Source organism: Tenacibaculum sp. 1B UA, assembly GCF_033978845.1.
GTDB lineage: Bacteria > Bacteroidota > Bacteroidia > Flavobacteriales > Flavobacteriaceae > Polaribacter.
This window is the reverse complement of record NZ_JAKVUA010000003.1, coordinates 185018-208430: the sequence shown is the minus strand read 5'-3', so window position 1 is coordinate 208430 and position 23413 is coordinate 185018. Positions and strand designations below refer to the sequence as shown.

Genomic DNA, 23413 nt, shown 5'->3' with positions numbered 1-23413 from the left:
GCGGTCTGGACGGGACTCGAACCCGCGACCCCATGCGTGACAGGCATGTATTCTAACCAGCTGAACTACCAGACCGTTGCTTGAAGCAATATGTTGTATGTTTTAGAGAAACTTTAGCGGTCTGGACGGGACTCGAACCCGCGACCCCATGCGTGACAGGCATGTATTCTAACCAGCTGAACTACCAGACCGTTGCTCTAAGCGGATGCAAATATATAACCTTTTTTTAAATAAAAAAGAGTTATTTCATAAAAAATTCTGCCTACTGATAAGGTAGGAGGTAAGTATTTTGTCATACCCTTCATTTATATCTACAGGAACATAATCTATCTTGTATTGTAAGCATTTGTTTTTTAGGTTATTGAAGAAGATGTTGCTTAATTCTTGATATTTTTGTTGTACGTTTTCAGCGTATAAATTTATTTCTTCACCAGTTTCAACATCTGTGAATTTTTTTGGGCTATTGTCAAAATCGAATAAGAACTCTGTTTTTTTATCGTGAGTATGAAATAATACAACTTCGTGTTTGTTAAATTTTAAGTGTCGTAAGGCGTCAAAAAGCTCCTCTTCATTTTTTGAGGTTTGAAACATATCAGTAAATAAGAAAATCAAAGACCTTCTATGAATTTTTTCTGCTATTTCATGTAAGTATTGATAAGTTTCTGTTGAGGTGTTTGATTTTGAAGACAATAATAGCTCTAATTGATTCAACAACATTTTACGGTGACGTTCACTTCCTTTTTCGGGAGCATAATATTCATAAGAATCTGAATAAATACTTAATCCTACAGCATCTCTTTGTCGTTTTAAGATATCCATTAGAGAAGCTGCTGCTAATGCCGAAAAACCAATTTTATTTAAGTTGTCTATTGATTGGTTTTTACTAACAGGATAGTGCATGGAAGCAGAATTGTCTATAATTAAATGACATCGAAGATTGGTTTCTTCTTCATATTTTTTTGTGTACAACTTTTCGGTCTTAGCAAATAACTTCCAATCAATATGACGCGTGCTTTCACCTTTGTTATAAAGCTTATGTTCAGAAAACTCCACTGAAAAGCCATGAAACGGACTTTTATGCATGCCTGTTATAAAACCTTCAACAACCTGTTTAGCGAGTAGTTCTAGGTTTTTAAGTTCAGAAGTTGTGTTTTTAAGATCAATCATATAATTTCGAAGATAAAAAAAAGGTTTAGCAATTGCCAAACCTTTTCTATAATATCAAATTAAAATACTATTTATATGTTATAAAGTAGCATCAATTTTATCAGTATATGCTTTTTTAGGAGCAGCACCAACTTGCTTGTCAACAACTTCACCGTTCTTAAAAATTAATACGGTAGGAATGTTTCTTACACCGTACTTAGCAGCAAATTCTTGATTTGCATCTACATCTACTTTACCAACTACAGCCTTACCATCGTATTCATTACTAATTTCATCAACGATAGGAGATACCATTCTACAAGGTCCACACCAAGCTGCCCAAAAATCTACTAATACTGGTTTGTCAGATTTTAATACTACTTCTTCAAAAGAAGCATCTGTAATTTCTAATGCCATTTTATTTATGTTTTTATCTAAGTTATTTTCTTATTTATTCACTACAAATGTAAACAAATATTTTACCAATACAATTTTACAAAAATTACTTTTTATTATCATAATATCAATACTTTCTATTTACTTACAAGTTTGTTTTTAAGTGTGTAAAATAATCTATAACTTTGCCAAATATATTTTGAGGAAAAATTTGACTGATTGCAACCTCATTGAACAATAGTTCAAAATAAAAATGCTAAAGCAGTAATTTTCTACTCCTTTTAGCGACTTAGCAATCCAAGTTTTTTCTTTATAGTTAAATTTTAAAAAAGAAGTATTTATGTCATATTTTTTTACTTCGGAAAGTGTTTCTGAAGGACATCCAGACAAAGTAGCAGATCAAATTTCTGATGCTTTAATAGATAATTTTTTAGCTTTTGATTCAGATTCTAAAGTAGCATGTGAAACATTGGTAACAACTGGTCAAGTAGTATTAGCAGGAGAGGTAAAATCTTCTACCTACTTAGATGTTCAAAAAATTGCTCGTGAGGTAATTAATAAAATTGGATATACGAAAGGGGAGTACATGTTTGATGGTAATTCTTGTGGAGTATTATCTGCAATTCATGAACAATCAGATGATATTAGCCGTGGAGTAGATAGAGCATCTAGAGAAGAGCAAGGTGCCGGAGATCAGGGAATGATGTTTGGTTATGCGACAAACGAAACTGAGCATTATATGCCGTTAGCGTTAGATTTATCACATATAATTTTAAAGGAATTAGCAGCGATACGTAGAGAGAATAAAGAAATTACTTATTTACGTCCAGATGCTAAAAGTCAGGTAACGATTGAGTATTCTGATGATAACGTACCACAACGTATTGAAGCAATTGTTGTTTCTACACAGCACGATGATTTTGCTGATGATGAAACTATGTTAGCAAAAATTAGAAAAGATATTGTTGAAATTTTAATCCCAAGAGTTAAAGCACAATTAACTCCAGAAATTCAAGCATTGTTTAATGATGATATTAAATATCATATTAATCCAACAGGGAAATTTGTAATTGGTGGACCTCACGGAGATACTGGATTAACAGGACGTAAAATCATTGTAGATACCTATGGAGGAAAAGGAGCACATGGTGGTGGAGCTTTCTCAGGAAAAGATCCTAGTAAAGTAGATCGTTCTGCAGCGTATGCAACACGTCATATTGCTAAAAACTTAGTAGCAGCGGGAGTTGCTGATGAGGTATTGGTACAAGTGTCGTATGCAATTGGAGTGGTGGAACCAATGGGGATTTTTGTAGACACTTATGGAACATCAAAAGTTAATTTAAATGATGGGGAGATAGCTCAAAAAGTTTCTGAAATTTTTGATATGCGTCCGCATGCTATTGAAGACCGTTTAAAATTACGTAACCCAATATATAGTGAAACTGCTGCTTATGGGCATATGGGAAGAACAAACGAAGTGGTTTCCAAAACATTTACGCAACCTAACGGAGAAAGTAAAACCTTAGAAGTTGAGCTATTTACTTGGGAAAAATTAGATTATGTTTCTAAAGTAAAAGAGAATTTTGGTTTGTAAAAAACAAAATTAGTAGTAAAAAAGCCTCGACATTGTCGAGGCTTTGTAGTTAGTTTTAATAGTTTATTTTACTTGAAATACAAAGGGTATTCTAGCTTGAATTCCTTTTAGGTTTTTCATTTTATGAATGTTGTTGTATAACTGATAGTTTTCATCACCCATTGTTTCTTTCAAAATTTCTTCTTTTGAAGCTTTTGCAAAAGGAGAGAATTTTAAGGCTTCTTTTAAATCTGTTTTATAATTAGGGTAATTACGAACTCTGTAGTTTTCAAGCTCTGCTAATTCAGCGGCAACTTTAATAGCATCATTTAATCCTCCTAATTGATCTACTAAGCCGTTTTCAATAGCTTCTTTACCTGTCCAAACTCTACCTTGAGCAATTTCATTTACTTGCTCAAAAGTCATGTTACGTCCTGCAGAAACACGGTTAACAAATGTGGTGTAAATTTGTTCAACACCTTCTTTAGTAACATCGTAAAACTTTTTATTCATTGGTTCAAAAACACTGTAAGAAGCACTGTTGTTGGTAGATACTTGCTCTGCATTAATACCAATATTGTCGGTAAATTGACTAAAGTTAGGAATAGCGCCAAAAACACCGATTGAACCTGTTATTGTTGTAGGTTCTGCAATAATTTTATCGGCATTACAAGCAATGTAGTAACCACCAGAAGCAGCTAAGTTACCCATAGAAACTACTAAAGGTTTTTCTTTTTTAGTTAATTCTAACTCACGCCAAATTAATTCAGAAGCTAAAGCGCTACCTCCTGGTGAATTTACGCGAAGTACAATAGCTTTTACATTATCGTCTTTACGAGCTTTTTTAATAGCTTTATTAATAACTCCTTGTCCGATATACTGTTCATTTCCTTCTCCGTATATAATGTCTCCTTGTGCATATATTACAGCAATTTTATCTTTTGCTGTTGAATAAATTCTTCCTTTTCCAGAGTTTATGTAGTCTTCAATAGAAATAGTATTTAGTTTCTTGTCAGAACCCATAGCTAATTTTTCTTCGTATTCATCTTCGTAAATAGAAGCATCAATTAAATTGTTTTCTTTTGCAATAGTAACATTTCTTCCGTTAGAATTATCTGCAATAAGGTTTAGTTTTTCAATAGAAATGTTTCTACTTTTACTAATATCATCTGTAATTTCTGACCAAATTGACTTTAAAAATGAAGTAGTTTGTTCGCGGTTAGCTTCGCTCATTTCATTTTCCAAGAAAGGTTCAACAGCACTTTTATATTTTCCGTGACGAATAACCTCCATTTTAATACCATATTTGTCTTCAAAGTCTTTGAAATATAAAATTTCGGTAGATAAACCTCTAAAGTCAATAGCTCCTACTGGGTTTAAGAATAAACTGTCAGCAACAGAGCTTAGGTAGTAATTTTTTTGAGTATAAATGTCATTATAAGCATATACAAACTTACCACTCTCTTTAAACTCTTCAATTTTGTTTCGTATGGCTTGTGTTTGTGCGATACCAGCATTAATAAAAGGTGTTTTAATACTTATTCCTTTTATTTTATCATCAGTTTTTGCATTTTCAATAGCGTTGATAATTTTGTTTAAAGCCAATTTTTCATCTGTTAGCTCCAAAGCTTCAGCAATAGGATTGTCTTCTTTTGGAGCATAATCTTTAATGGGTGTTGATAAATCTAACTCTAAAACTGAGTTTGATTTTACAACAATTTTTTCTTCAGCTCCTACAATAGCAGCGATAGCAAAAAAGAATACAAATAGCAAAAATAGAGCAATGAAAAAGCCTAGAATAGAGGCAAGTAAATTTCTTAAAAACTTCATGTTGTATGGTTAATTTTTTTGAGCAAATATACAGTTTTTAGAGAGACGTCTTTTACTAAGGTTTTGTTAGTTCCAACGATTTATTCCTACACCCAAGTTCATGCGGTATTTTCGTTGGGCGAACTCAAAATAATTAAAAAGTTTATAATTTACTTCATAACCATAATCAACGTGTGGACTATAATCAATTACATTTTCATAAATGTTTGAATTAAATTGAAGAGGATTTCTAGCTCGATAATTCCATGTATTTACATACAAACAATTTTTATTTTCTAGGTATTGTTGTGAGTAAAAGTCCTCTGGTTTGGCTATACTGTTTAAATAAGTAGTAAAACCAGGATCAATAATTATAATTTCATACTCTAAACTATCATTAGCAATTACAACAGGTTCCTCTTTAGGAGTGTTAGAAGTATTTTTTATAGGCGAGGAACTGCAAGCCCATATCATAGTTCCAATAACACTAAGAAAAAGAATATGTTGTAAGGTTTTCATAATCAGTGTGATTTGTAATTATAAAGTTGCAAAAATTATTCCATTTTTCATTGATTTTTAATTTGTTTAATAGTAATTTTCAGCATTAAATACTAAAAAATGAAGAAAAGATGTTTTTGGGTTAGTGATGATCCACTATATGTTGAGTATCACGATAATGAATGGGGAGTGCCTGTATATGATGACGATAAGCTGTTTGAGTTTTTAATATTAGAAACTTTCCAAGCAGGTTTGAGTTGGATTACAGTTTTGAAGAAAAGAGAAAACTTTAGAAAGGCGTTTGATAATTTCGACTATAAAAAAATAGCAAAATACTCTGAAGATAAATATGAAGAATTGCTTTTGGATGCTGGAATTATAAGAAATAAATTAAAGATAAGAGCCACAATTACCAACGCGCAGGCTTTTATGAAAGTACAAGACGAATTTGGTTCGTTCTCAAAATATATTTGGAGCTTTACTAATGGAAAACCGATAGTGAATAAGTTTGAAAAGAGAGAAGAAGTACCAGCAACAACAGAGCTTTCTGATGCGATTTCAAAAGATTTAAAAAAACGAGGATTTAAGTTTGTTGGTTCAACAGTAATTTATGCACACATGCAGGCTACAGGAATGGTAAACGACCATACAACCGACTGTTTTCGATACCGTGAAGTTTAAATTTCGTAATTTTAGCATTCAAAAAAAATAAATTTAAAACTATATAAATGAAATTAAAACAAATGCTTTGTGCAGTTGTTGCAGTTGGAGTATTAACTTCATGCGGAACAGAAGCCAAAAAAGAGCCTAAAGTAGTAGAAAAAAAGGCAAAAGAGTTTGAGTATGTTGTTGAGCAATTTGCCGATATAAAAGTGTTACGTTATCAAATTCCAGGATTTGATGAATTAACACTAAAAGAAAAAAAATTAGTGTACTATTTAACACAAGCTGGTTTATCTGGGCGTGATATTATGTGGGATCAAAACTACCGTCATAATCTAGAAATTAGAGCTGCTTTAGAAAACATTAATAATAATTTTAAAGGAGACAAAGAAAGTGAAGATTTTAAAGCATTCACTACCTATTTGAAAAGAGTGTGGTTTTCTAATGGAATCCATCATCATTATTCTAACGATAAGTTAAAACCTACATTTTCTAAAGAATATTTAGAAACGTTGTTAAAAGAAACTAATACTGAATTATCTACGGAAGCATTAGACGTTATTTTTAATGATAAAGATGCTAAAAAAGTAAACAAAAAAGCTGGGGTAGATAATGTATTAGCATCAGCAGTAAACTTTTATGGTGCAGATATTACCAGCAAAGAGGTAGAAGATTTTTATGCGAAAGCAGATAAAGGACCAAAAGGGCAACCAATTGAGGCTGGTTTAAACTCTAAGTTAGTTCGTGAAGATGGAAAACTAGTTGAAAAAGTTTGGAAATCTGGCGGGATGTACGGGCAAGCAATCGATAAAATTATTTATTGGTTAGAAAAAGCTAAGGAAGTAGCCGAGAACGAAAAACAAGCAAAAACGTTAGAGTTGTTAATCGAGTACTATAAAACAGGAGATTTACATACTTGGGACGAATATGCAATTGCTTGGGTAGAATCTACTGAAGGTAACATTGATTGGATTAACGGTTTTATTGAAGTGTATAATGACCCTAAAGGATACAGAGGTTCATACGAAACGGTTGTACAAATCAAAGACTTTGATATGTCTAAAAAAATGAAAGTATTATCAGACAACGCACAGTGGTTTGAAGATAACGCTCCGTTAGACCCAACCCACAAAAAGAAAGATGTTGTAGGAGTTTCATATAAAACAGTAAATGTAGCAGGTGAAGCTGGAGATGCATCTCCAAGTACTCCAATTGGAGTGAATTTACCAAACAACAACTGGATTCGTCAACAACACGGTTCTAAATCGGTATCGTTAGGAAATATTATAGGTTCTTATAACAATGCTGGAGGAACTGGACGTTTAAAAGAGTTTGCTAACGATCAAGAAGAAATTGATTTAGAGATTAAATATGGGAAGTTAGCAGATAAATTACACACGGCATTACACGAGGTAATCGGGCATGCTTCAGGTGTAATTAACGACGGAGTTGGTCAACCAAAAGAGACATTAAAGAACTATGCTTCCACAATGGAAGAGGGTAGAGCAGATTTAGTTGGGTTGTATTATTTAATGGATCCTAAATTACAAGAATTAGGATTAGTTGATGATTGGCAAAAAGTAGGAAAAGCTGCTTATGACGGATATATTAGAAATGGGTTAATGACGCAGTTAATCAGAATTAACTTAGGAGACGATATTGAAGAAGATCACATGGTAAACCGTCAATGGGTTTCAGCGTGGGCTTTTGAACAAGGAGTGAAAGATAATGTAATTGAAAAAGTTACTAGAGATGGAAAAACTTTTTATAACATTAATGATTATGAAAAACTTCGTGAAATTTTTGGACGTTTATTAAAAGAAACACAAAGAATTAAATCAGAAGGAGATTTTGAAGCGGCAAAAGCATTAGTAGAAGGTTACGGAGTAAAAGTAGATCAAGATATTCATAAAGAAGTTTTAGATCGTAATGCACAGTTTACATCAGCTCCTTATAACGGATTTGTAAATCCAGTCTTAGAGCCAGTAACTGATACTGATGGAAATATTACTGATATCAAGATTAAGCAACCAGAAACGTTTGAAGAGCAAATGAAGTTCTACGCTAAAAACTATAACTTCTTGCCAGTTAAAAACTAAGAAGTCCAGTTTTAAAAATAGTTGAAAAAATCAAAACCGATTCTATTTAGAATCGGTTTTTTGATTTTATAAGAAACTCTTAAAAGGAAGTGTTATTTTGTTAATAATTTTGATAAAAACAATAAAGCAATTACTACTGCTATTGCTATAGCAACGTATAAAGCTCCATTCTGATAATGTTTTTTATTGTTTTTAGCATCTTTCTTATAACTAAAATACATTAAAAGAATAAAAGCTATCACAAATAAACTCGCAAAAACAATTCTGCCTGTAGTAAACATTTTTGCAGCAATAAGTATAAACATAAAATTGTATTTTTAGCAAAGTTAAAGAATGATTTTAGAATGAAAAAAACTAAAATAGCAATTATTTTTGATGCTAGTTAAAGTGTCAGAGAAAGCAACATAAACCAATATAAAACAGATTAATTACAATGAAGAAAAGAATAGCAGCAGTACACGAATTTCATTCAGCATTCGGATTAGGAGTCAAAAATGAACCTACAGCAAATATAGGAGAAGAACGAAACTTACTTCGTTTTAATTTGATGAAAGAAGAAAATGAAGAATATTTAGAAGCTGCCCAAAATAACGATTTGGTTGAGGTAGCAGATGCTTTAGGTGATATGTTATATATTTTATGTGGAACCATAATAGAACATGGTATGCAGCATAAAATAGAAGAAGTATTCAATGAAATACAACGAAGCAACATGAGTAAGTTAGGAGAAGATGGCAAGCCTATTTACCGTGAAGATGGTAAAGTATTGAAAGGACCAAATTACTTTAAACCAAACATTAAAGAAATCTTAGATAAATAAAAAAGACTCCTTATTAAGGAGTCTTTTTTATTTTGTTCTTTTATTTACCCATAATTCTTTCTAATTCCGATGTTAATGTTTTAACATTATTAACCATTTTAATAATAATACCATTAGCATCTACAATTAAATGTGTAGGATATTGTTTAACTTTTAGTTTCTTAGCCATGTAATCCTTTTGTTCAGGGATAGTTGGATATTTAAACTCTTTGGTCTCTAAAAATTTAACCAATTCATCTTTTTTATCAAAAGCTAAACTAACAAATTCAATTTTTTCATCCTTGTATTTATCCACCAACTCATTTAATTCAGGAAACTCTTCAACACACACTTTACAAGTAATAAACCAACACTTTAGTACTAACAATTTTCCTTTTGTGTCAGCTTTATTGTGTGGATTACCATTTAAATCAACAAAGTTGTAATTAGGAAGTTTTTTACCTTCCATTTTAAAATATTGATGTGCTATTGAAGCTTTACTAACAATTGATTTTTTGATTTTTTCATTCGAAGAATCATCTATACTCGTAAGTTGATATTGTGCTTTTCCGTCTTTTTCATACTTAATAGGAATGTATGCACCAGTACGAAGTAAGGTTAAAAAGATACCTTTTTCCATGATAGCACCCTTATCATCCATAGGAATGAAAGTTGACATTAAATCAATATTTTCCTTTGTGTAAGCTTCCCAATTATCAAAGTTTTTTTGAATATCTTTAGTGTCAACAGAAAATGAACCTGTCGAAGAACCTTCAATAGTTAAGGCTTCTTCAGAAGTATTATCTTCATTAATAGGAGGTTCTTCTTCCTTTTTGGGAGTAATTACTTCATTACTTTGAGCTATGGTTTTATCTTCATTTGAAATTGAATTAGAATAAATATCTAATCCAAAAAATGAAATTGCAAAACCTACTCCTATTGATAATAAAGCTAGTACAATATTTCTCATTTCTTTAGAATTTTTTGTTAAAAAACTTAATTCTGTTTACTAATATAGCTTTTTTTAATGAAATTATTAAACTTTAACCCTCCAGTTGTGCTTATCTTCTAGTTTGTTGTATTGAATGTTAAGTAGTTTTTCTTTAAAGAAGGAAGCATAAGAATCACTTACTTCTGGTAATTCAAAAGTATTATTTTGGTGTTTAAACCCTTTTATAGGATTTATTACAGCAGCAGTACCAGAACCAAAAATTTCTTTTAGTTCACCTTGCCTTGCAGCTTCTTTAATTTCAGCAACCGATACTCTTTTAATTTCAATATCTATGTTGTAGTCTTTTGCAAGTTGAATAATCGATTTACGAGTAACACCATCTAAAATACGGTCACTTGTTGGTGCAGTTATAAGTTTATCTCCTACTCTAAAAAAGATATTCATTGTACCTGCTTCTTCTAAGTATTCGTGTGTATTAGCATCAGTCCAAACAATTTGTTGATACCCTTCTTTATGCGCTAAACTAGTAGGGTAAAATTGAGCTGCATAGTTACCAGCCGCTTTTGCAAAACCAACACCACCATCAGCAGAACGACTATATTTTTCAGCAAAAAGAACTCTAACTTCACCAGCATAATATGATTGTGCAGGAGAACAAATAATTATAAACTTATATTCTTCGGCAGGAGAAGCAGCAATAGCTCCTTCAGAAGCAATAATGAACGGACGAATATATAACGAGTTTCCTATTCCTTTTTTAATCCATGCATTATCCAATTTAAGAAGTTTTTTTAACCCTTCAAAAAATACGTTTTCTGGAACTGGTGGCATTGCTAAACGAGCCCCGGATTTATTAATTCTATGAAAATTCTCATCAGGACGAAATAAAAACACATCATCATTTTCATCTTTATAAGCCTTCATTCCTTCAAAAACAGCTTGTCCGTAATGAAAAACCCTAGCAGAAGGCTCAAAAGTTAAAGGTCCATAAGGTAAAATTTTAGGCGTTTTCCATTCTCCATTAGCAAAGTCACAAACTAGCATATGGTCAGTAAAAGTGCGACCGAACGCTAAGTTGTTAAAATCTACCGTATTTATTTTAGACTCTTGTATAAGCTCAATATCAATATTCATTATGTGATTAATTTTAGAAGTGCTACGAAGATACGAAATCTAGTGGTATATTTTGAGGTTAGCTACTAGCTTGAAGAAATATGAGTATATTTGTTGAAATGTTAATTTTAATTTTTTGAAAATGAAAAGACTACTGGTTTTTGCTACGGTTTTAAGTGTAATGTTTAGTGCTTGTAAAACTGAAAAGAAAGATGCAACTTCTGCTGTGAATGATATTAAAGAACAAAAGATAGCCTATGCGTCGTTTGGAAATGAGATTACAGATAGCAATGCTATTTCTGCTGAAGAAATGCGAACAAAATTCAAAAACTTAAAAAAAGGGGATACTCTAAACATAAAATTTACTTCAACAATAAATGAAGTATGTAAGAAAAAAGGGTGTTGGATGAAGTTAGATTTAGGTGAAGAACAAGAATCAATGGTACGTTTTAAAGATTATGGTTTTTTTATGCCTTTAAACGCAGATAACAAAGAAGTAGTAGTAAACGGGAAAGCTTTTGTTACTGAAGTTTCTGTAGATGAATTACAGCATTATGCTAAAGATGCAGGAAAATCAGAAGAAGAAATAGCAAAAATTACAGAACCAAAATACACCTACGCTTTTGAAGCAGGTGGAGTGTTAATGAAAAAATAATGAAACAATTAATTATTGTTTTATTGATGTCCTTGGTGTTTTTTTCTTGTAAACAAGAAAAGAAAGAACCAAAAGAGGAGCTTATAATGTATCAATCTTCAGAAATGGCAGCCTTAATGAATGCTATGTATGAAGGGAACATGACAATTAAGAATAAAATTTTAGAAGGTGAATCAATAGGTAACTTTCCTGAAACCTATCTGAATATTCATTCTGCGGTTTTAACCGATCCAGCAGATAGAAATACAAGTTTTGAAGCTTTTTCAAAACTGTATATTCAAAATATGCAGCAAGTATATTCGGGTTCAAAAGATTCTATAAAACAGAATTTTAATCAAGCTGTAAATAGTTGTATTGCCTGTCATAAAACAACTTGCACTGGACCAATACCAAGAATTAAAAAATTACTGATTAAATAGTTTAGTTATAAAACGAGAAATTATCATAACGTCAGATGGTTCCACAACCATTCATTTGCCAGAGTGGAATGAACAATATCACTCTAAACACGGAGCAATACAAGAAGCCTATCATGTATTTATTAGAAACGGATTAAAGTATATAGATACTAAAAGTGTTTCTATTTTAGAAATAGGTTTTGGTACAGGACTCAATTGTTTTATTACATTACTGGAAGCTGAAAAGCAGATTGATTATGTTGGAGTAGAAGCATATCCTGTAGCTAAAGGAGAGGTGGTAAAATTAAATTATGTTGAGGAGTTGGATGCTGATGATAAAAGAGATTTTTTTGAGAAAATTCACGAAGTTTCTTGGGAAGAAAAACACAAAATAACTTCCAATTTTTCATTAACTAAACGCAAGCAATTTTTTGCTGAAATTACTGATGAAAATAGCTTTGATTTGATTTATTTTGATGCTTTTGGAGCTAGAGTACAACCCGATTTGTGGACAGAAGATATTTTTAAAATTATGTTTGCTGCGCTAAAACCAGAAGGTGTCTTAGTAACTTACTCAGCAAAAGGAAGTGTACGACGAGCAATGCAGGCGGTAGGTTTTGATGTAGAACGCTTACCTGGACCTCCAGGGAAAAGAGAGATGTTGCGAGCAACAAAAGTAAGTGGTGAGTAACATTTAACATAATTAAAAGCCTAATGCAATTAGTTTAGTAAATAGAAACAAATAAATGGAGTTTAAAAGACGTTTTGGTAATCGAAAAAAAGGAAATCCTAAAAAAGGGTTATTTCTAGTAATCTTATTAATCATTGTATTGTATTTGTTTTTCAATGCAGAAAAAATTATTGGAAGATTTTTATAAATGAAGCCATTTCAATTCAAAGAGTTTACAGTACACCAAGATAAAACTGCAATGAAAATAGGTACCGATGCGGTATTGCTAGGTGCGTGGTGTGATTTAGGAGGATACCCTGATACAATGTTAGATGTTGGTTCAGGCACAGGGGTTATTTCATTGATGTTAGCACAACGAAGTGATGCGATGACTATTGATGCAGTAGAAGTTGATGAAGGTGCTTATGAACAAACGGTTGAAAATTTTGAGCAATCAGCTTGGGGAGATAGACTTTTTTGTTACAATGCTTCTTTTGTAGAGTTTGTAGAAGAAATGGCAGAGGAAGAAGAAGAATACGATATAATTGTTTCAAACCCGCCATTTTATACTGATGACTATGAAACGGAAGATATAGCAAGAAATAAAGCACGATTTACAAGCTCATTGTCTTTTGAAGAGTTAATACAGGGAGTAAGTGAAATATTGTCCGAAAACGGAAGGTTCTCAACCATTATACCGTTTAAAGAAGAAGCGGATTTTATCAAGCTAGCTAAAAAACATAACTTATACCTAAACAAGGTTTGTAGAGTAAGAGGAAATCCAACATCAGAAATAAAACGTAGTTTGTTAGAGTTTTCGTTTACTAAAGCTACAGTTCAAGAAGAAGAATTAATTATAGAAACAAGAAGGCACCAGTATACTGATGCCTATAAAAATCTTACAAAAGATTTTTATTTGAAGATGTAATTTTTTATGTGGATACCTTTTTCAAAAACGTCATTTAATGTCAACTCAGTTCTTGTTGTGAAGAATGGAGTTTTTGAATGTCAGTTTTTATAACTTCTATTGGGTTTTTATTCTCATCAATGGCAACAAAGGTAAATTCACCTTCAATTGCTTTTTCTCTATGATGTGAGTACATCTGTTCAGTGAAAATTTTAACGGTAACTTTCAAACTTTTGTTACCTATATAGCTAACTTTTCCTGCTAATTCAATAATAGTTCCAGCAGGAATTGGTTTTTTAAAATCAATTTTATCACTACTTACAGTTACAACTTTTTGTCTACAAAACCGTGTCGCAGTAATAAAAGCAACTTCATCCATTAATTGCATGGCAGTTCCTCCGAACAGTGTATCATAATGATTTGTTGTGTTTGGAAATACGGCTTTAAAAATACGTGTTTCCGATTGTATTATTTTTTCTTCTGTGGTCATTTTTAGTGGGAGTTTATATGATAATTAGTGCCCAAAAAGTTTTGTGTTTTTGGGCACTTTATAATTAGTCAGCTGTTAGGTAATAGTTTCCAGTGTATTAGTATTGTACCTTAATGAAGCTTCTTTTGCAGCCGAAACCATAGCAAGTAAAGCTTTTTCTGTTTCATCCCAATGTCTGGTTTTAAGACCACAATCAGGATTTACCCAAAGCTGGGCGGCTGGAATAACTTTTTGAGCTTTGTGTAAGAGTTCAAGCATTTCTTGAATAGAAGGAACTCTAGGTGAATGAATGTCATATACTCCAGGGCCAATTTCATTTGGATATTTAAAATCAGCAAAAGCATTTAATAGTTCCATTTGAGAACGAGAGCATTCAATCGTAATAACATCAGCATCCATATCAGCAATGTTTTGAATAATGTCATTAAACTCTGAATAGCACATGTGTGTATGTATTTGTGTAGCATCATCTACACCGCATGATGAAATTTTAAAAGCTTCAACAGCCCATTTTAGATAATCATTCCAACCTGATTTTCGTAGAGGAAGTCCTTCTCTTATAGCTGGTTCATCAATTTGAATAATTCGGATGCCTGCTTTTTCAAGATCAGCAACTTCATCTCGAATAGCTAATGCAATTTGTTTACAGGTAGTTGAACGAGGCTGGTCATCGCGTACAAAAGACCATTGTAAAATGGTAACAGGTCCTGTTAACATTCCTTTAACCCAATTATTAGTTAAAGATTGTGCGTACTGTGACCAATAAACAGTCATTGGATGGGGGCGGTAAACATCACCGTAAATAATAGGAGGCTTCACACAGCGGCTACCATAACTTTGAACCCAGCCTTTTTTAGTAAATGTAACTCCTGCAAGTTGTTCACCAAAATACTCTACCATGTCGTTTCGCTCATACTCACCATGAACCAAAACATCAAGACCTATTTTTTCTTGCCATTGAATGGTTTTTTGAGTTTCTTTCTTTAGTAAATATTTATATTCCTCACTATTTAAAGTACCTTTTTTAAATTGTGCTCTCCAGCTTCTTACTTCTTTAGTTTGGGGAAATGAACCAATGGTTGTAGTAGGGAATAATGGTAAATTCAATACTTTTTCTTGCGCTTCTTTACGAACAGAAAAGCTATTTTTTCTTCGAGAATCAGTTTCAGTAATAGCATCAATACGTTGTTTTACGTCGTTATGATGAATCAAAGCTGAAGATTTTCTACTTGCGATAGCTTTTTTGTTTTCTTCAAAAGCATTCAAAATAGCTTTATCAGTAGTATCTTCAGATAACTGTTTTAACAAATTTACTTCTGTAAGTTTTTGCTTAGCGAAAGCAAGCCATTGTTTAATATCATTATCTAAAGATGTTTCTAGTTCTAAATCGCAAGGAGAATGTAATAAAGAACATGAGGAAGCAATAAAGATTCTGTCAGAGCCTAATCTATCGGTTGCTTTTTGAATAAGTTGTAACGATTTTTCAAAGTCGTTTTTCCAAATGTTTCTTCCATCTACAATACCTAACGATAGAGACTTGTCTTCAGAAAGAGTGCTTAATACATCGTCTAATTGGTATTCACAACGAACTAAGTCGATATGTAATGTATCGATAGGAAGTGTGTTAGCTAATGAAAGATTGTCTTTTAAACCTTCAAAGTAAGTGGTAACTATAAATTTTAAAATAGGAAACTTCCTTCTAATTTCATTATAGATAAATTGATAGGTTTCTTTAGCTTTTTCGTTTAGGTCTAACGCTAAAAAAGGCTCATCAAATTGAATATATTTTGCACCTTGTGCTTGAAGCTCTTGAAGAATTTCCATATACACAGGAAGTAGTTTTGAGGCTAAATCTAACTTATTAAACCCCTCTTCTTTTTCTTTACCTAAAAGAAGGTAGCTAACTAAACCAATAATTACAGGTTTAGCATTAATCCTTAATTGTTTAGCACCAACAAATTCATTAATAATTTTGTTAGAAAATAGTTTAAACTCTTGGTCTTTATAAAACTCTGGAACGATATAATGGTAGTTAGTGTCAAACCACTTAGTCATTTCCATAGCAGTAATATCAAGTTCATCTTTTTGATACCCTCTTGCCATGGCGAAATAGAGATCTAGTTCAGAGTTTGAAGCTTTTAAAGCTACTTCGTTGTAACGTTTAGGGATAGCACCAACGCTGAGTGTCATATCTAACACTTGATCGTAATAAGAAAAATCATTACAAGGAATAAGGTCTATACCTGCTTCTTGTTGTGTTTTCCAGTTTTGTTGACAGATGTTTCTTCCTGTTTCAAGAAGTTCCTGTGAACTTGTTTTGCCCGACCAATATTGCTCGCAGGCTTTTTTGAGTTCTCTGTTGCTACCAATACGCGGATAGCCAAGAATGTGCGTTTGCATTTCTTTTTAACTTTTATAATTAAACATTAATTTTAAAAGTTCTTTTAGATGCTTCGCAATGCTAAAAAACGATGTGATGTTTGAGGAAAAAATAATGACATACCAAAAAAGCACAGCATTTCATAAGCGAAAGTGTGCGTTAAAAATATATCATCGGTATGACCCAAAGGCTTCAAATCGCGAAAGCATTGTCAATATCCGAATAGGCAGGTCTCCTGACTTATAACAGTTTTTATCATCCTTCCCGCTTTTGCAGTGGATATACTAGGATAAAAACTTTTGGTGTGTTACTTACAGTTGCGCGACAGTTCGTGATTTGCACACGATTCCCTATTAATCTACAGCTAAGTAAAACCTTTTCGGTTGATGAAGTATGTAAAGAACTTATCGGGGTAAATGTATGTATTATTTTTTTAGAACTGGTAATAAAAAAAGCATCAGTATACTGATGCTTCTTGAGCTTTAACAAGATTTTAAATTTTGTTATTTTTCCCAGTTTTTAAGTTGATCTAAGTATAGATAGCTTTCAACAAATTTTCTATGTTCGGTACTTGTCATAATTTCGAGAAGTTCTAACGCTGAGATATAACTAGCTAAATTTCCGTTTGAAGATAAAAACTTACCATCTTTAACAAAAGTTACCAAGCTGTCGTTTTGAACTTTTAAATTAGGGTAATCTTTTTGTAGTTGTTTACCACCACCAATCCATGTTACAATTTTATGGCCATCAGCTATACCAGATTTACCAATTAAGTTAGCACCAGCACAATTACTAACAGTGTATTGGGTCTCTTGATTTTTTGTTTTTATAAAATCTACAATTTTATCATTATGCACCTGCGTATACATATCGTAAGCACTTGGAACAAATAAAGCTGTTAGTTTGGGGCAATTATCAAAAGTGTAGTCTGGAACAAAATGCATTCCTTCTTCGGTAGTAATAGGTTTAGCTATTTCAGCTATCGCTACTACATTAAAAAGTTGTTTGCCCTCTTTGTCTACTTTTCCAAATACATCTGATGTTGCTATAACTTCTCCTTGTAAAACTCCGTTAAACATTAAAAGCCCAATAGTTGGTAAATCAGGATTAAATGGTTTTAAATGTTTAGTTAGAGTATCAGATGGAGATACAACTTGATCAGTTTTTTTGTTGGTTTTTGATTTTTCTGAATTACAACTAACAGTAATAATTGCAAAAATTAAAATTACTACAATACTTAGGTTTTTCATGTGTGTTTTTATTTAGTATCTCTTTGAGTAGGTTTAATAATCATTCTAAAGTATTGGTCTTTATATATGTAATAGCCTAACCAGTTATAGAGTGTTCTTACTTTGTTTTTGAAGTTTACAAGTCCCATAATGTGTACAAAAATCCAAATTAACCAAGCAACAAAACCTTTTAAAGATTGTTTTTGCCCAGGGAAATCAAGTACAGCCTTATTTCGTCCAATAATAGCTAATGAACCTTTATCATTGTATTGAAAAGTCTTCCAGTTACTATTTTTTCTAGAAAGATTTTTAGCTAAGTTTCTAGCTTGTTGTAATGCAGGTTGTGCTAATTGAGGATGTCCTTTAGGATAGTTTTTGTCTCCTAAAATCAAAGCACAGTCCCCTAAAGCATAAATGTTATCATATGAATGTACTAGGTTGAACTGATTTGTTTTTAACCTTCTACCAGCACCAAAACTCTCCTTTGAAAAACCATCAAATGTTTTAGCAGACACACCAGCTGCCCATATAAGGTTTTTAGTATGTATTTTTTCTCCGTTTGATAAATACACAGTTTCACCATCAAAATCATTAACCATGGTGTCCATTGTCAAAGTTACCCCAAGTTCACTTAATTTCTTAGAGGTATATTCTTGTGCTCTTTTGGACATTGGAGCTAATACAGAGCTTTGACCATCAATAAGGTGAATTTCTCCAAAATCATTTTCGTCTAGTTCAGGGTAGTCTTTTATGATAATTGAAGTTTTAATCTCGGATAAAATCCCTGAAAGTTCAACACCTGTAGGACCTGCGCCAGCAATAACAAAAGTTAAACACTTTTTTCTTTCTTCTGGGTTGTGAATTCTTGTAGCTCGGTCAAATCGAGTTAAAATAACATTTCTAAGAGACAGCGCATCACTAATGGTTTTCATAGGTAAACTGTACTTTTCAATGTTTTTGTTTCCAAAAAAGTTACTCTCTGTACCAGTTGCCATTACTAGGATGTCGTATGCTATTTCTCCATTACTTACGACTATTTTATTTTCTTCTGGAACAATTTTTTCAAGAGTACCCAGTCGAAAACGAGCGTTTTTAAATTTTCTTAAAATTTTTCTGAATGGATAACTAATTGCAGAAGGTTCCATAAAACCTGTGGATACTTGGTAGATTAAAGGAGGGAAGAAATTGTAGTTGTTACTATCTACTAAAATAATCTGATAATTTTCTGAATTTCCTAATCCTTTTATAAATTCTAATCCAGCAAACCCGCCGCCAACTACGACAAGTTTTTTCATATTTTTCATAATGCTATTATGCCCTTAAATTAATATAAGTACAAAGGTAGTTAAGTAGGTTTTAGTAAAAAATAAACTGGCTTAAGAAAAGTTATTTTCTTTTAATTTCACTTAAGTATTCAGGAGTTAGCCCTAAAAAACTAGCTAGCAAAAATTGAGGAACTCGTTGTACAAAATCAGGGAAGTCTTTTCTAAATCTAAAAAAGATATCTTCTTTAGAGTAACTGTTAATATATTTTAAACGCATTAAAGCAGCTCCGTATGCGGTTTCATATATACTTCTAAAATATTTTTCTAATAAGGGAAACTTATTTAATAACTCGTTATATTTTGAAAAGGAGATTGACAAAATTTCAGAGTTTTCAACTGTTTCTATGGTAAAGTTAGCGTGTTTTTGGTTTTGAAAAGCTAAAAAGTCAGTTAACCACCAATTTTCTAAAGCAAACTGTGTAGTTTTTTTGTAGCCTTAACTATCAATAAAATATAAATGTAAGCAACCTTTAGCAACAAAAAACAGTCTACTACATTTTTTGCCAGCAGGTAATAATATTTCTTTTTTCTTGAAGGACTGACAGTCAAAAAATGAAAGTACTTCAGTTAATTCTTCTTCTGAAAGATTTGTGTAACTTTTAATATGATTTTTTAAAATGCTTTCAGCCATATCCTAGTGTAGTATTTAAGGGTAAAAATACTAACTTTATAAAGACTCTCTTTAGTTTTTAAAAGAAAAAGGCATCAAATAAATTGATGCCTTTTGTGTTCGTTTTAGAAGATTTATCCTTTTATACTCTCAGGATTATATCCTAAATAAGGCACTTCTTTTTCAGCAAAATTAATTCCGTAATCTTCTAGCTCTTTTAAAATTGGTTCGTACACTTCTTTATTGATAGGTAATTGTACACCAGGAGTGGTAATATCACCGTTTAAGATGCGTACCGTAGCCATAGCTACAGGTAAACCAACTGTTTTTGCCATGGCAGTATAAGTTTGATCATCACCTTTAATCACCATACTACTTTCAATCTGGTATTTATCTTCTTTGTATTGGTATCCAAAAATATGATGCATTACAATCATATCTTTATCCTCAGCTTCAAGGGTCCAAGAATCCATCAATATTTTTTGTAAAATTTCAGCAGGAGTTGCGTTTTTCAACCCTACTTTTTTGTTCGGATTGAAGATGTCTAACTCTACAAATTTATCCCACATTAAATCATCTTGATCAATTTTTGCATACGAACGGAATTTTAATTCAACAGAATCTGAAGGAGAATAGGCTAAGAAAAGATTTGTAAAATCACGATAGCTCATGTTTTCAGAATCTTCGATAGTGTATGTATCATCAGTCATTCCTAACTGGACAAAAACATTCCAAGCACGAGAAAAACCAACTTTACGAATAGTTCCACGATACATGGTTTTAATATCTTCTAAACCATAAATACTTCTATACTTTAAAGAATCACGGTTTGCATACGCTTCAAATCTTCCACTGCCATTAATAGTTAAAAATTCAGTTCTTCTAAATAATTTTTGATATGGAATATACTTATAGGTTCCTTCTTGAATAAACATTGAAGCACCACCTTGACCTGCCAATACAACATTTCTTGGGTTCCAAGTAAACTTATAGTTCCATAAATTAGTATCACTTTCAGGAGCAACTAATCCACCGCAAAAAGATTCAAATAATAGCATTTTTCCGCCCTGTTCTTTAATACGATCAATAACTTGCATAGCACTCATGTGGTCAATTCCTGGATCTAGACCGATTTCATTCATAAACACTAATCCTTTAGTTTTAGCTTCTTCATCTAGAGCTTTCATTTCATCAGAAATATATGAGGCAGTAACCATGTGTTTCCCATAAGTAATACAGTCTTTAGCTACTTCAATATGAAAATGAGCAGGTAACATTGAAATAACGATATCTGCTTTTTGAATTGCGTTTGAGCGTTCTTCAGCATTAAAAACATCTAACTGAATGGCGGTAGCATTTGAATGATTGTTAACTTTAGATTGAGCACTATCTAGTGAAACATCACCAATAGTTATATGTAGGTTTTCTTGTGAAGATTTATCCAATAAATATTTTATAAGTGAAGAGCTTGATCTACCAGCACCAATTATCAATATATTTCTCATTATAATGTATTTTTGTTATCAATAAGTTTAGAGGCGACAATATCGCTAAAAAAGTTTAAATTTAAACAAAAACAGTTATAATGTATAAAAATTTAACAATAGCAGCGGTTTTAGGAGTAATTGCTGTTGTTTTAGGAGCTTTTGGAGCACATGCCTTAAAAGCAAAACTAACATCAGAAGCTATAGAGAGCTTTCAAACAGCAGTGCGCTATCAGTTTTTTCATGTGTTATTATTACTTTTTGTAAACATGTTTACTGAGTTTACAAATAAAGAAAAGAACAGGATTAGTTATTTTTTAATAGCTGGGATTTTATTGTTTTCAGGATCAATTTATCTAATTTATCTAGCGAATGTTCCTGCAAAAGGAATTTGGTTTGTAACACCTTTAGGAGGATTATTATTAATCGTGGGCTGGAGTCTATTAATATATAGCTTTTTCAAAAAAGTTATTAAAGGTTAAAGTTGATAAAATCTTTATATGATTCACCTTTTTAATCAAAAAGAACTATTTTTGTCCAAAATTAAACACAACTAAAATCTTTTAAGATGACAAATCTTGATACGAAAACGATATCGTTAGATAACTTAGGCATAAAAGACGCTACGGTTCGTTATCAATTAACTTCAGACGAGTTACACGACATCACTATTGAAAAAGAACAAGGAGTAGAAACCAGTTTTGGAGCATTAGCCGTTAAAACAGGTGAGTTCACAGGTCGTTCTCCAATGGATCGTTTTATCGTTAAAGACGATATAACTAAAGACCAAGTTTGGTGGGGAGATATTAACATTCCCTTCGATTCAGAAAAATTTGACAAGTTATACGATAAGGTAACTAATTATTTATCAAATAAAGAAGTGTTTGTGCGTGATAGTTATGCATGTGCAGACGAAGATTATAAGTTAAATATTAGAGTAGTAAACGAACACCCTTGGACTAACATGTTTGCACACAACATGTTTTTACGTCCTACAACAGAGGAGTTAAAGACTTTTTCGCCAGAATGGACAGTAGTAAATGCTCCAAATTTTATGGCTGATCCAGCAATAGACGGAACACGTCAACATAACTTTGCTATCTTAAACTTTACTAGAAAAATAGCATTAATTGGCGGTACAGGGTATACAGGAGAAATTAAAAAAGGAATTTTCTCTGCGTTAAACTTTATTTTACCAGTATTTAAAAACACCTTACCAATGCACTGCTCAGCAAACGTTGGTAAAGATGGAGATACTGCTATTTTCTTTGGGTTATCTGGTACAGGTAAAACTACTTTATCTACCGATCCAAATCGTAGTTTAATTGGTGATGATGAGCATGGTTGGACTGCTGAAAACACAATTTTTAATTTTGAAGGTGGATGTTATGCAAAAGTAATCGACTTATCTCAAGAGAAAGAACCAGAAATTTACGGAGCGATTAAAAGAGGGGCGATTCTTGAAAATATCGTAATGGATGACAAAGGAAATGTAGATTTTGCTGATACATCAATTACACAAAATACACGTGTAAGTTATCCTATTTATCACATTGAAAATATTCAAACACCATCTAAAGGTGCAAATCCAAAGAATATCTTCTTCTTAACAGCAGATGCTTTTGGAGTATTGCCTCCAATATCTAAATTAACACCAGGTCAAGCTGCATATCACTTTATTTCTGGGTACACAGCAAAAGTAGCAGGTACTGAGGCTGGAATTAATGAGCCATTACCAAGTTTTTCAGCTTGTTTTGGAGCTCCATTCATGCCATTACACCCAACACGTTACGCTGAAATGTTAAGCAAGAAAATGCAAGAAGCAGGAGTAAACGTTTGGTTAATTAACACCGGATGGACAGGAGGTGCTTACGGTACTGGTAGCAGAATGAAATTAAAGTACACTCGCGCTATGATTACTGAGGCTTTACAAGGTAATTTAGAAAACGTTGAATTTGTACAACACCCAATTTTTGGATTATCAATGCCAACTACTTGTGAAAATGTTCCTGATGAAGTGTTAAATCCAAAGCAAACATGGGCAGATAAAGATGCTTATGATGCAAAAGCTATGGAATTAGCAAATTCATTTAGAAAGAACTTTGCTCAGTTTGAAGAAATGGCAAGCGAGGAAATTATTAAAGGAGGACCAATAGCGTAACCTTTATAACATAAATACTAAGAAAGCATCCACTATGGATGCTTTTTTTGTGAAAA

24 protein-coding genes, 2 tRNA genes and 1 riboswitch are annotated in these 23413 nt (G+C 32.2%); of the genes, 10 read left to right on the top strand and 16 right to left on the bottom strand.

The features are described from left to right. Position 1: 1 nt before the first annotated feature. The 4 genes from MK851_RS05100 to trxA all read right to left on the bottom strand — a co-directional run bounded on the left by MK851_RS05100 (position 2) and on the right by trxA (position 1563). Positions 2 to 75 (bottom strand) — tRNA-Asp (locus MK851_RS05100). Positions 76 to 117: 42 nt separating this feature from the next. Continuing rightward, a tRNA-Asp gene (locus tag MK851_RS05095) sits at positions 118 to 191 on the bottom strand. Between the two features lie 55 nt (positions 192 to 246). Next, positions 247 to 1167, bottom strand: coding sequence for a DUF58 domain-containing protein (locus tag MK851_RS05090; RefSeq protein WP_320242008.1), 921 nt, complete (start codon positions 1165 to 1167; stop codon positions 247 to 249). Positions 1168 to 1245: 78 nt separating this feature from the next. Next, on the bottom strand, positions 1246 to 1563 hold the full coding sequence (trxA, locus tag MK851_RS05085) for a thioredoxin (RefSeq protein WP_115902344.1): 318 nt from the start codon (positions 1561 to 1563) through the stop codon (positions 1246 to 1248). Positions 1564 to 1882: 319 nt separating this feature from the next. Between trxA and metK the strand changes: the two genes are divergently transcribed. Further along, a complete protein-coding gene (metK, locus tag MK851_RS05080; protein WP_320242004.1) occupies positions 1883 to 3136 on the top strand; it encodes a methionine adenosyltransferase in 1254 nt (417 codons plus the stop codon). A gap of 63 nt (positions 3137 to 3199) precedes the next feature. Here metK and sppA read toward each other — a convergent pair whose 3' ends face one another. Next, entirely contained in the window at positions 3200 to 4945 is a 1746-nt protein-coding gene (gene sppA, locus MK851_RS05075) for a signal peptide peptidase SppA (protein WP_320242001.1), read from the bottom strand. Positions 4946 to 5011: 66 nt separating this feature from the next. Then, positions 5012 to 5443 carry a DUF6146 family protein gene (locus MK851_RS05070; protein ID WP_303509729.1) on the bottom strand — a complete coding sequence of 144 codons (432 nt, stop codon included), beginning with the start codon at positions 5441 to 5443 and terminating at the stop codon, positions 5012 to 5014. 99 nt (positions 5444 to 5542) lie between these two features. Between MK851_RS05070 and MK851_RS05065 the strand changes: the two genes are divergently transcribed. Continuing rightward, the gene (locus MK851_RS05065) at positions 5543 to 6103 is read left to right on the top strand and encodes a DNA-3-methyladenine glycosylase I (RefSeq protein ID WP_303509732.1); all 561 of its coding nucleotides are present in this window, start codon (positions 5543 to 5545) and stop codon (positions 6101 to 6103) included. A 47-nt stretch (positions 6104 to 6150) separates the two neighbouring features. After that, positions 6151 to 8184, top strand: coding sequence for a dipeptidyl-peptidase 3 family protein (locus tag MK851_RS05060; RefSeq protein WP_320241998.1), 2034 nt, complete (start codon positions 6151 to 6153; stop codon positions 8182 to 8184). 92 nt (positions 8185 to 8276) lie between these two features. Here the strand turns inward: MK851_RS05060 and MK851_RS05055 are convergent, their stop codons facing one another. Beyond that, positions 8277 to 8489: a hypothetical protein gene (locus MK851_RS05055; protein ID WP_303509737.1), complete on the bottom strand. Its 213-nt coding sequence runs from the start codon at positions 8487 to 8489 to the stop codon at positions 8277 to 8279. 128 nt (positions 8490 to 8617) lie between these two features. On the opposite strand from MK851_RS05055, the gene MK851_RS05050 reads away from it, so the two are divergent. Further along, entirely contained in the window at positions 8618 to 9004 is a 387-nt protein-coding gene (locus MK851_RS05050) for a nucleoside triphosphate pyrophosphohydrolase family protein (protein WP_303509740.1), read from the top strand. Between the two features lie 40 nt (positions 9005 to 9044). Here MK851_RS05050 and MK851_RS05045 read toward each other — a convergent pair whose 3' ends face one another. Together MK851_RS05045 and MK851_RS05040 are read right to left on the bottom strand one after the other, a co-directional pair. Next, positions 9045 to 9953, bottom strand: coding sequence for a TlpA disulfide reductase family protein (locus MK851_RS05045; RefSeq protein WP_320241995.1), 909 nt, complete (start codon positions 9951 to 9953; stop codon positions 9045 to 9047). Between the two features lie 66 nt (positions 9954 to 10019). Then, a complete protein-coding gene (locus tag MK851_RS05040; RefSeq protein WP_303509746.1) occupies positions 10020 to 11069 on the bottom strand; it encodes a branched-chain amino acid aminotransferase in 1050 nt (349 codons plus the stop codon). A gap of 121 nt (positions 11070 to 11190) precedes the next feature. Between MK851_RS05040 and MK851_RS05035 the strand changes: the two genes are divergently transcribed. The 4 genes from MK851_RS05035 to MK851_RS05020 all read left to right on the top strand — a co-directional run bounded on the left by MK851_RS05035 (position 11191) and on the right by MK851_RS05020 (position 13699). Beyond that, positions 11191 to 11703, top strand: a complete 513-nt coding sequence (locus tag MK851_RS05035) for a DUF4920 domain-containing protein (RefSeq protein WP_320241992.1) — start codon at positions 11191 to 11193, stop codon at positions 11701 to 11703. Continuing rightward, a complete protein-coding gene (locus MK851_RS05030; RefSeq protein ID WP_320241990.1) occupies positions 11703 to 12122 on the top strand; it encodes a hypothetical protein in 420 nt (139 codons plus the stop codon). Before MK851_RS05035 ends, MK851_RS05030 begins: the two co-directional genes overlap by 1 nt. A 7-nt stretch (positions 12123 to 12129) precedes the next feature. Then, complete coding sequence (gene mnmD / locus MK851_RS05025; RefSeq protein ID WP_320242016.1) at positions 12130 to 12792, top strand: tRNA (5-methylaminomethyl-2-thiouridine)(34)-methyltransferase MnmD; 663 nt, start codon at positions 12130 to 12132, stop codon at positions 12790 to 12792. A gap of 187 nt (positions 12793 to 12979) precedes the next feature. Further along, on the top strand, positions 12980 to 13699 hold the full coding sequence (locus MK851_RS05020) for a tRNA1(Val) (adenine(37)-N6)-methyltransferase (RefSeq protein WP_320241988.1): 720 nt from the start codon (positions 12980 to 12982) through the stop codon (positions 13697 to 13699). Between the two features lie 40 nt (positions 13700 to 13739). Here MK851_RS05020 and MK851_RS05015 read toward each other — a convergent pair whose 3' ends face one another. The 7 genes from MK851_RS05015 to MK851_RS04985 all read right to left on the bottom strand — a co-directional run bounded on the left by MK851_RS05015 (position 13740) and on the right by MK851_RS04985 (position 21217). Beyond that, on the bottom strand, positions 13740 to 14168 hold the full coding sequence (locus MK851_RS05015; RefSeq protein WP_320241986.1) for an acyl-CoA thioesterase: 429 nt from the start codon (positions 14166 to 14168) through the stop codon (positions 13740 to 13742). A gap of 75 nt (positions 14169 to 14243) precedes the next feature. Further along, positions 14244 to 16568, bottom strand: coding sequence for a 5-methyltetrahydropteroyltriglutamate--homocysteine S-methyltransferase (gene metE / locus MK851_RS05010; RefSeq protein ID WP_320241983.1), 2325 nt, complete (start codon positions 16566 to 16568; stop codon positions 14244 to 14246). 187 nt (positions 16569 to 16755) lie between these two features. After that, a riboswitch (cobalamin riboswitch) is annotated at positions 16756 to 16942 on the bottom strand. Between the two features lie 109 nt (positions 16943 to 17051). Then, on the bottom strand, positions 17052 to 17798 hold the full coding sequence (locus MK851_RS05005; RefSeq protein ID WP_320241981.1) for a DJ-1/PfpI family protein: 747 nt from the start codon (positions 17796 to 17798) through the stop codon (positions 17052 to 17054). A gap of 8 nt (positions 17799 to 17806) precedes the next feature. Further along, complete coding sequence (locus tag MK851_RS05000; RefSeq protein ID WP_320241979.1) at positions 17807 to 19081, bottom strand: NAD(P)/FAD-dependent oxidoreductase; 1275 nt, start codon at positions 19079 to 19081, stop codon at positions 17807 to 17809. 82 nt (positions 19082 to 19163) lie between these two features. Next, the gene (locus tag MK851_RS04995; RefSeq protein WP_320241977.1) at positions 19164 to 19421 is read right to left on the bottom strand and encodes a hypothetical protein; all 258 of its coding nucleotides are present in this window, start codon (positions 19419 to 19421) and stop codon (positions 19164 to 19166) included. Between the two features lie 117 nt (positions 19422 to 19538). After that, a complete protein-coding gene (locus MK851_RS04990) occupies positions 19539 to 19733 on the bottom strand; it encodes a hypothetical protein (protein ID WP_320241975.1) in 195 nt (64 codons plus the stop codon). Between the two features lie 113 nt (positions 19734 to 19846). Next, entirely contained in the window at positions 19847 to 21217 is a 1371-nt protein-coding gene (locus MK851_RS04985) for a saccharopine dehydrogenase family protein (RefSeq protein ID WP_320241974.1), read from the bottom strand. 80 nt (positions 21218 to 21297) lie between these two features. Here MK851_RS04985 and MK851_RS04980 point away from each other — a divergent pair, with 80 nt between their 5' ends. Together MK851_RS04980 and pckA are read left to right on the top strand one after the other, a co-directional pair. After that, on the top strand, positions 21298 to 21678 hold the full coding sequence (locus MK851_RS04980; protein ID WP_320241972.1) for a DUF423 domain-containing protein: 381 nt from the start codon (positions 21298 to 21300) through the stop codon (positions 21676 to 21678). 86 nt (positions 21679 to 21764) lie between these two features. Then, on the top strand, positions 21765 to 23357 hold the full coding sequence (gene pckA / locus MK851_RS04975) for a phosphoenolpyruvate carboxykinase (ATP) (RefSeq protein ID WP_303509777.1): 1593 nt from the start codon (positions 21765 to 21767) through the stop codon (positions 23355 to 23357). Positions 23358 to 23413: the final 56 nt, after the last annotated feature.

Coding starts and splice junctions, on each gene's coding strand:
- MK851_RS04980 (WP_320241972.1), top strand. CDS start 21,298: ATGTATAAAAATTTAACAATAGCAGCGGTTTTAGGAGTAATTGCTGTT.
- trxA (WP_115902344.1), bottom strand. CDS start 1,563: ATGGCATTAGAAATTACAGATGCTTCTTTTGAAGAAGTAGTATTAAAA.
- MK851_RS05065 (WP_303509732.1), top strand. CDS start 5,543: ATGAAGAAAAGATGTTTTTGGGTTAGTGATGATCCACTATATGTTGAG.
- metE (WP_320241983.1), bottom strand. CDS start 16,568: ATGCAAACGCACATTCTTGGCTATCCGCGTATTGGTAGCAACAGAGAA.
- MK851_RS05050 (WP_303509740.1), top strand. CDS start 8,618: ATGAAGAAAAGAATAGCAGCAGTACACGAATTTCATTCAGCATTCGGA.
- MK851_RS05035 (WP_320241992.1), top strand. CDS start 11,191: ATGAAAAGACTACTGGTTTTTGCTACGGTTTTAAGTGTAATGTTTAGT.
- MK851_RS05005 (WP_320241981.1), bottom strand. CDS start 17,798: ATGAAAAACCTAAGTATTGTAGTAATTTTAATTTTTGCAATTATTACT.
- pckA (WP_303509777.1), top strand. CDS start 21,765: ATGACAAATCTTGATACGAAAACGATATCGTTAGATAACTTAGGCATA.
- MK851_RS05060 (WP_320241998.1), top strand. CDS start 6,151: ATGAAATTAAAACAAATGCTTTGTGCAGTTGTTGCAGTTGGAGTATTA.
- MK851_RS05040 (WP_303509746.1), bottom strand. CDS start 11,069: ATGAATATTGATATTGAGCTTATACAAGAGTCTAAAATAAATACGGTA.
- MK851_RS05030 (WP_320241990.1), top strand. CDS start 11,703: ATGAAACAATTAATTATTGTTTTATTGATGTCCTTGGTGTTTTTTTCT.
- metK (WP_320242004.1), top strand. CDS start 1,883: ATGTCATATTTTTTTACTTCGGAAAGTGTTTCTGAAGGACATCCAGAC.
- MK851_RS05070 (WP_303509729.1), bottom strand. CDS start 5,443: ATGAAAACCTTACAACATATTCTTTTTCTTAGTGTTATTGGAACTATG.
- MK851_RS04990 (WP_320241975.1), bottom strand. CDS start 19,733: ATGGCTGAAAGCATTTTAAAAAATCATATTAAAAGTTACACAAATCTT.
- MK851_RS05015 (WP_320241986.1), bottom strand. CDS start 14,168: ATGACCACAGAAGAAAAAATAATACAATCGGAAACACGTATTTTTAAA.
- sppA (WP_320242001.1), bottom strand. CDS start 4,945: ATGAAGTTTTTAAGAAATTTACTTGCCTCTATTCTAGGCTTTTTCATT.
- MK851_RS04985 (WP_320241974.1), bottom strand. CDS start 21,217: ATGAGAAATATATTGATAATTGGTGCTGGTAGATCAAGCTCTTCACTT.
- MK851_RS05045 (WP_320241995.1), bottom strand. CDS start 9,953: ATGAGAAATATTGTACTAGCTTTATTATCAATAGGAGTAGGTTTTGCA.
- MK851_RS05020 (WP_320241988.1), top strand. CDS start 12,980: ATGAAGCCATTTCAATTCAAAGAGTTTACAGTACACCAAGATAAAACT.
- MK851_RS05090 (WP_320242008.1), bottom strand. CDS start 1,167: ATGATTGATCTTAAAAACACAACTTCTGAACTTAAAAACCTAGAACTA.
- MK851_RS05000 (WP_320241979.1), bottom strand. CDS start 19,081: ATGAAAAATATGAAAAAACTTGTCGTAGTTGGCGGCGGGTTTGCTGGA.
- MK851_RS05055 (WP_303509737.1), bottom strand. CDS start 8,489: ATGTTTATACTTATTGCTGCAAAAATGTTTACTACAGGCAGAATTGTT.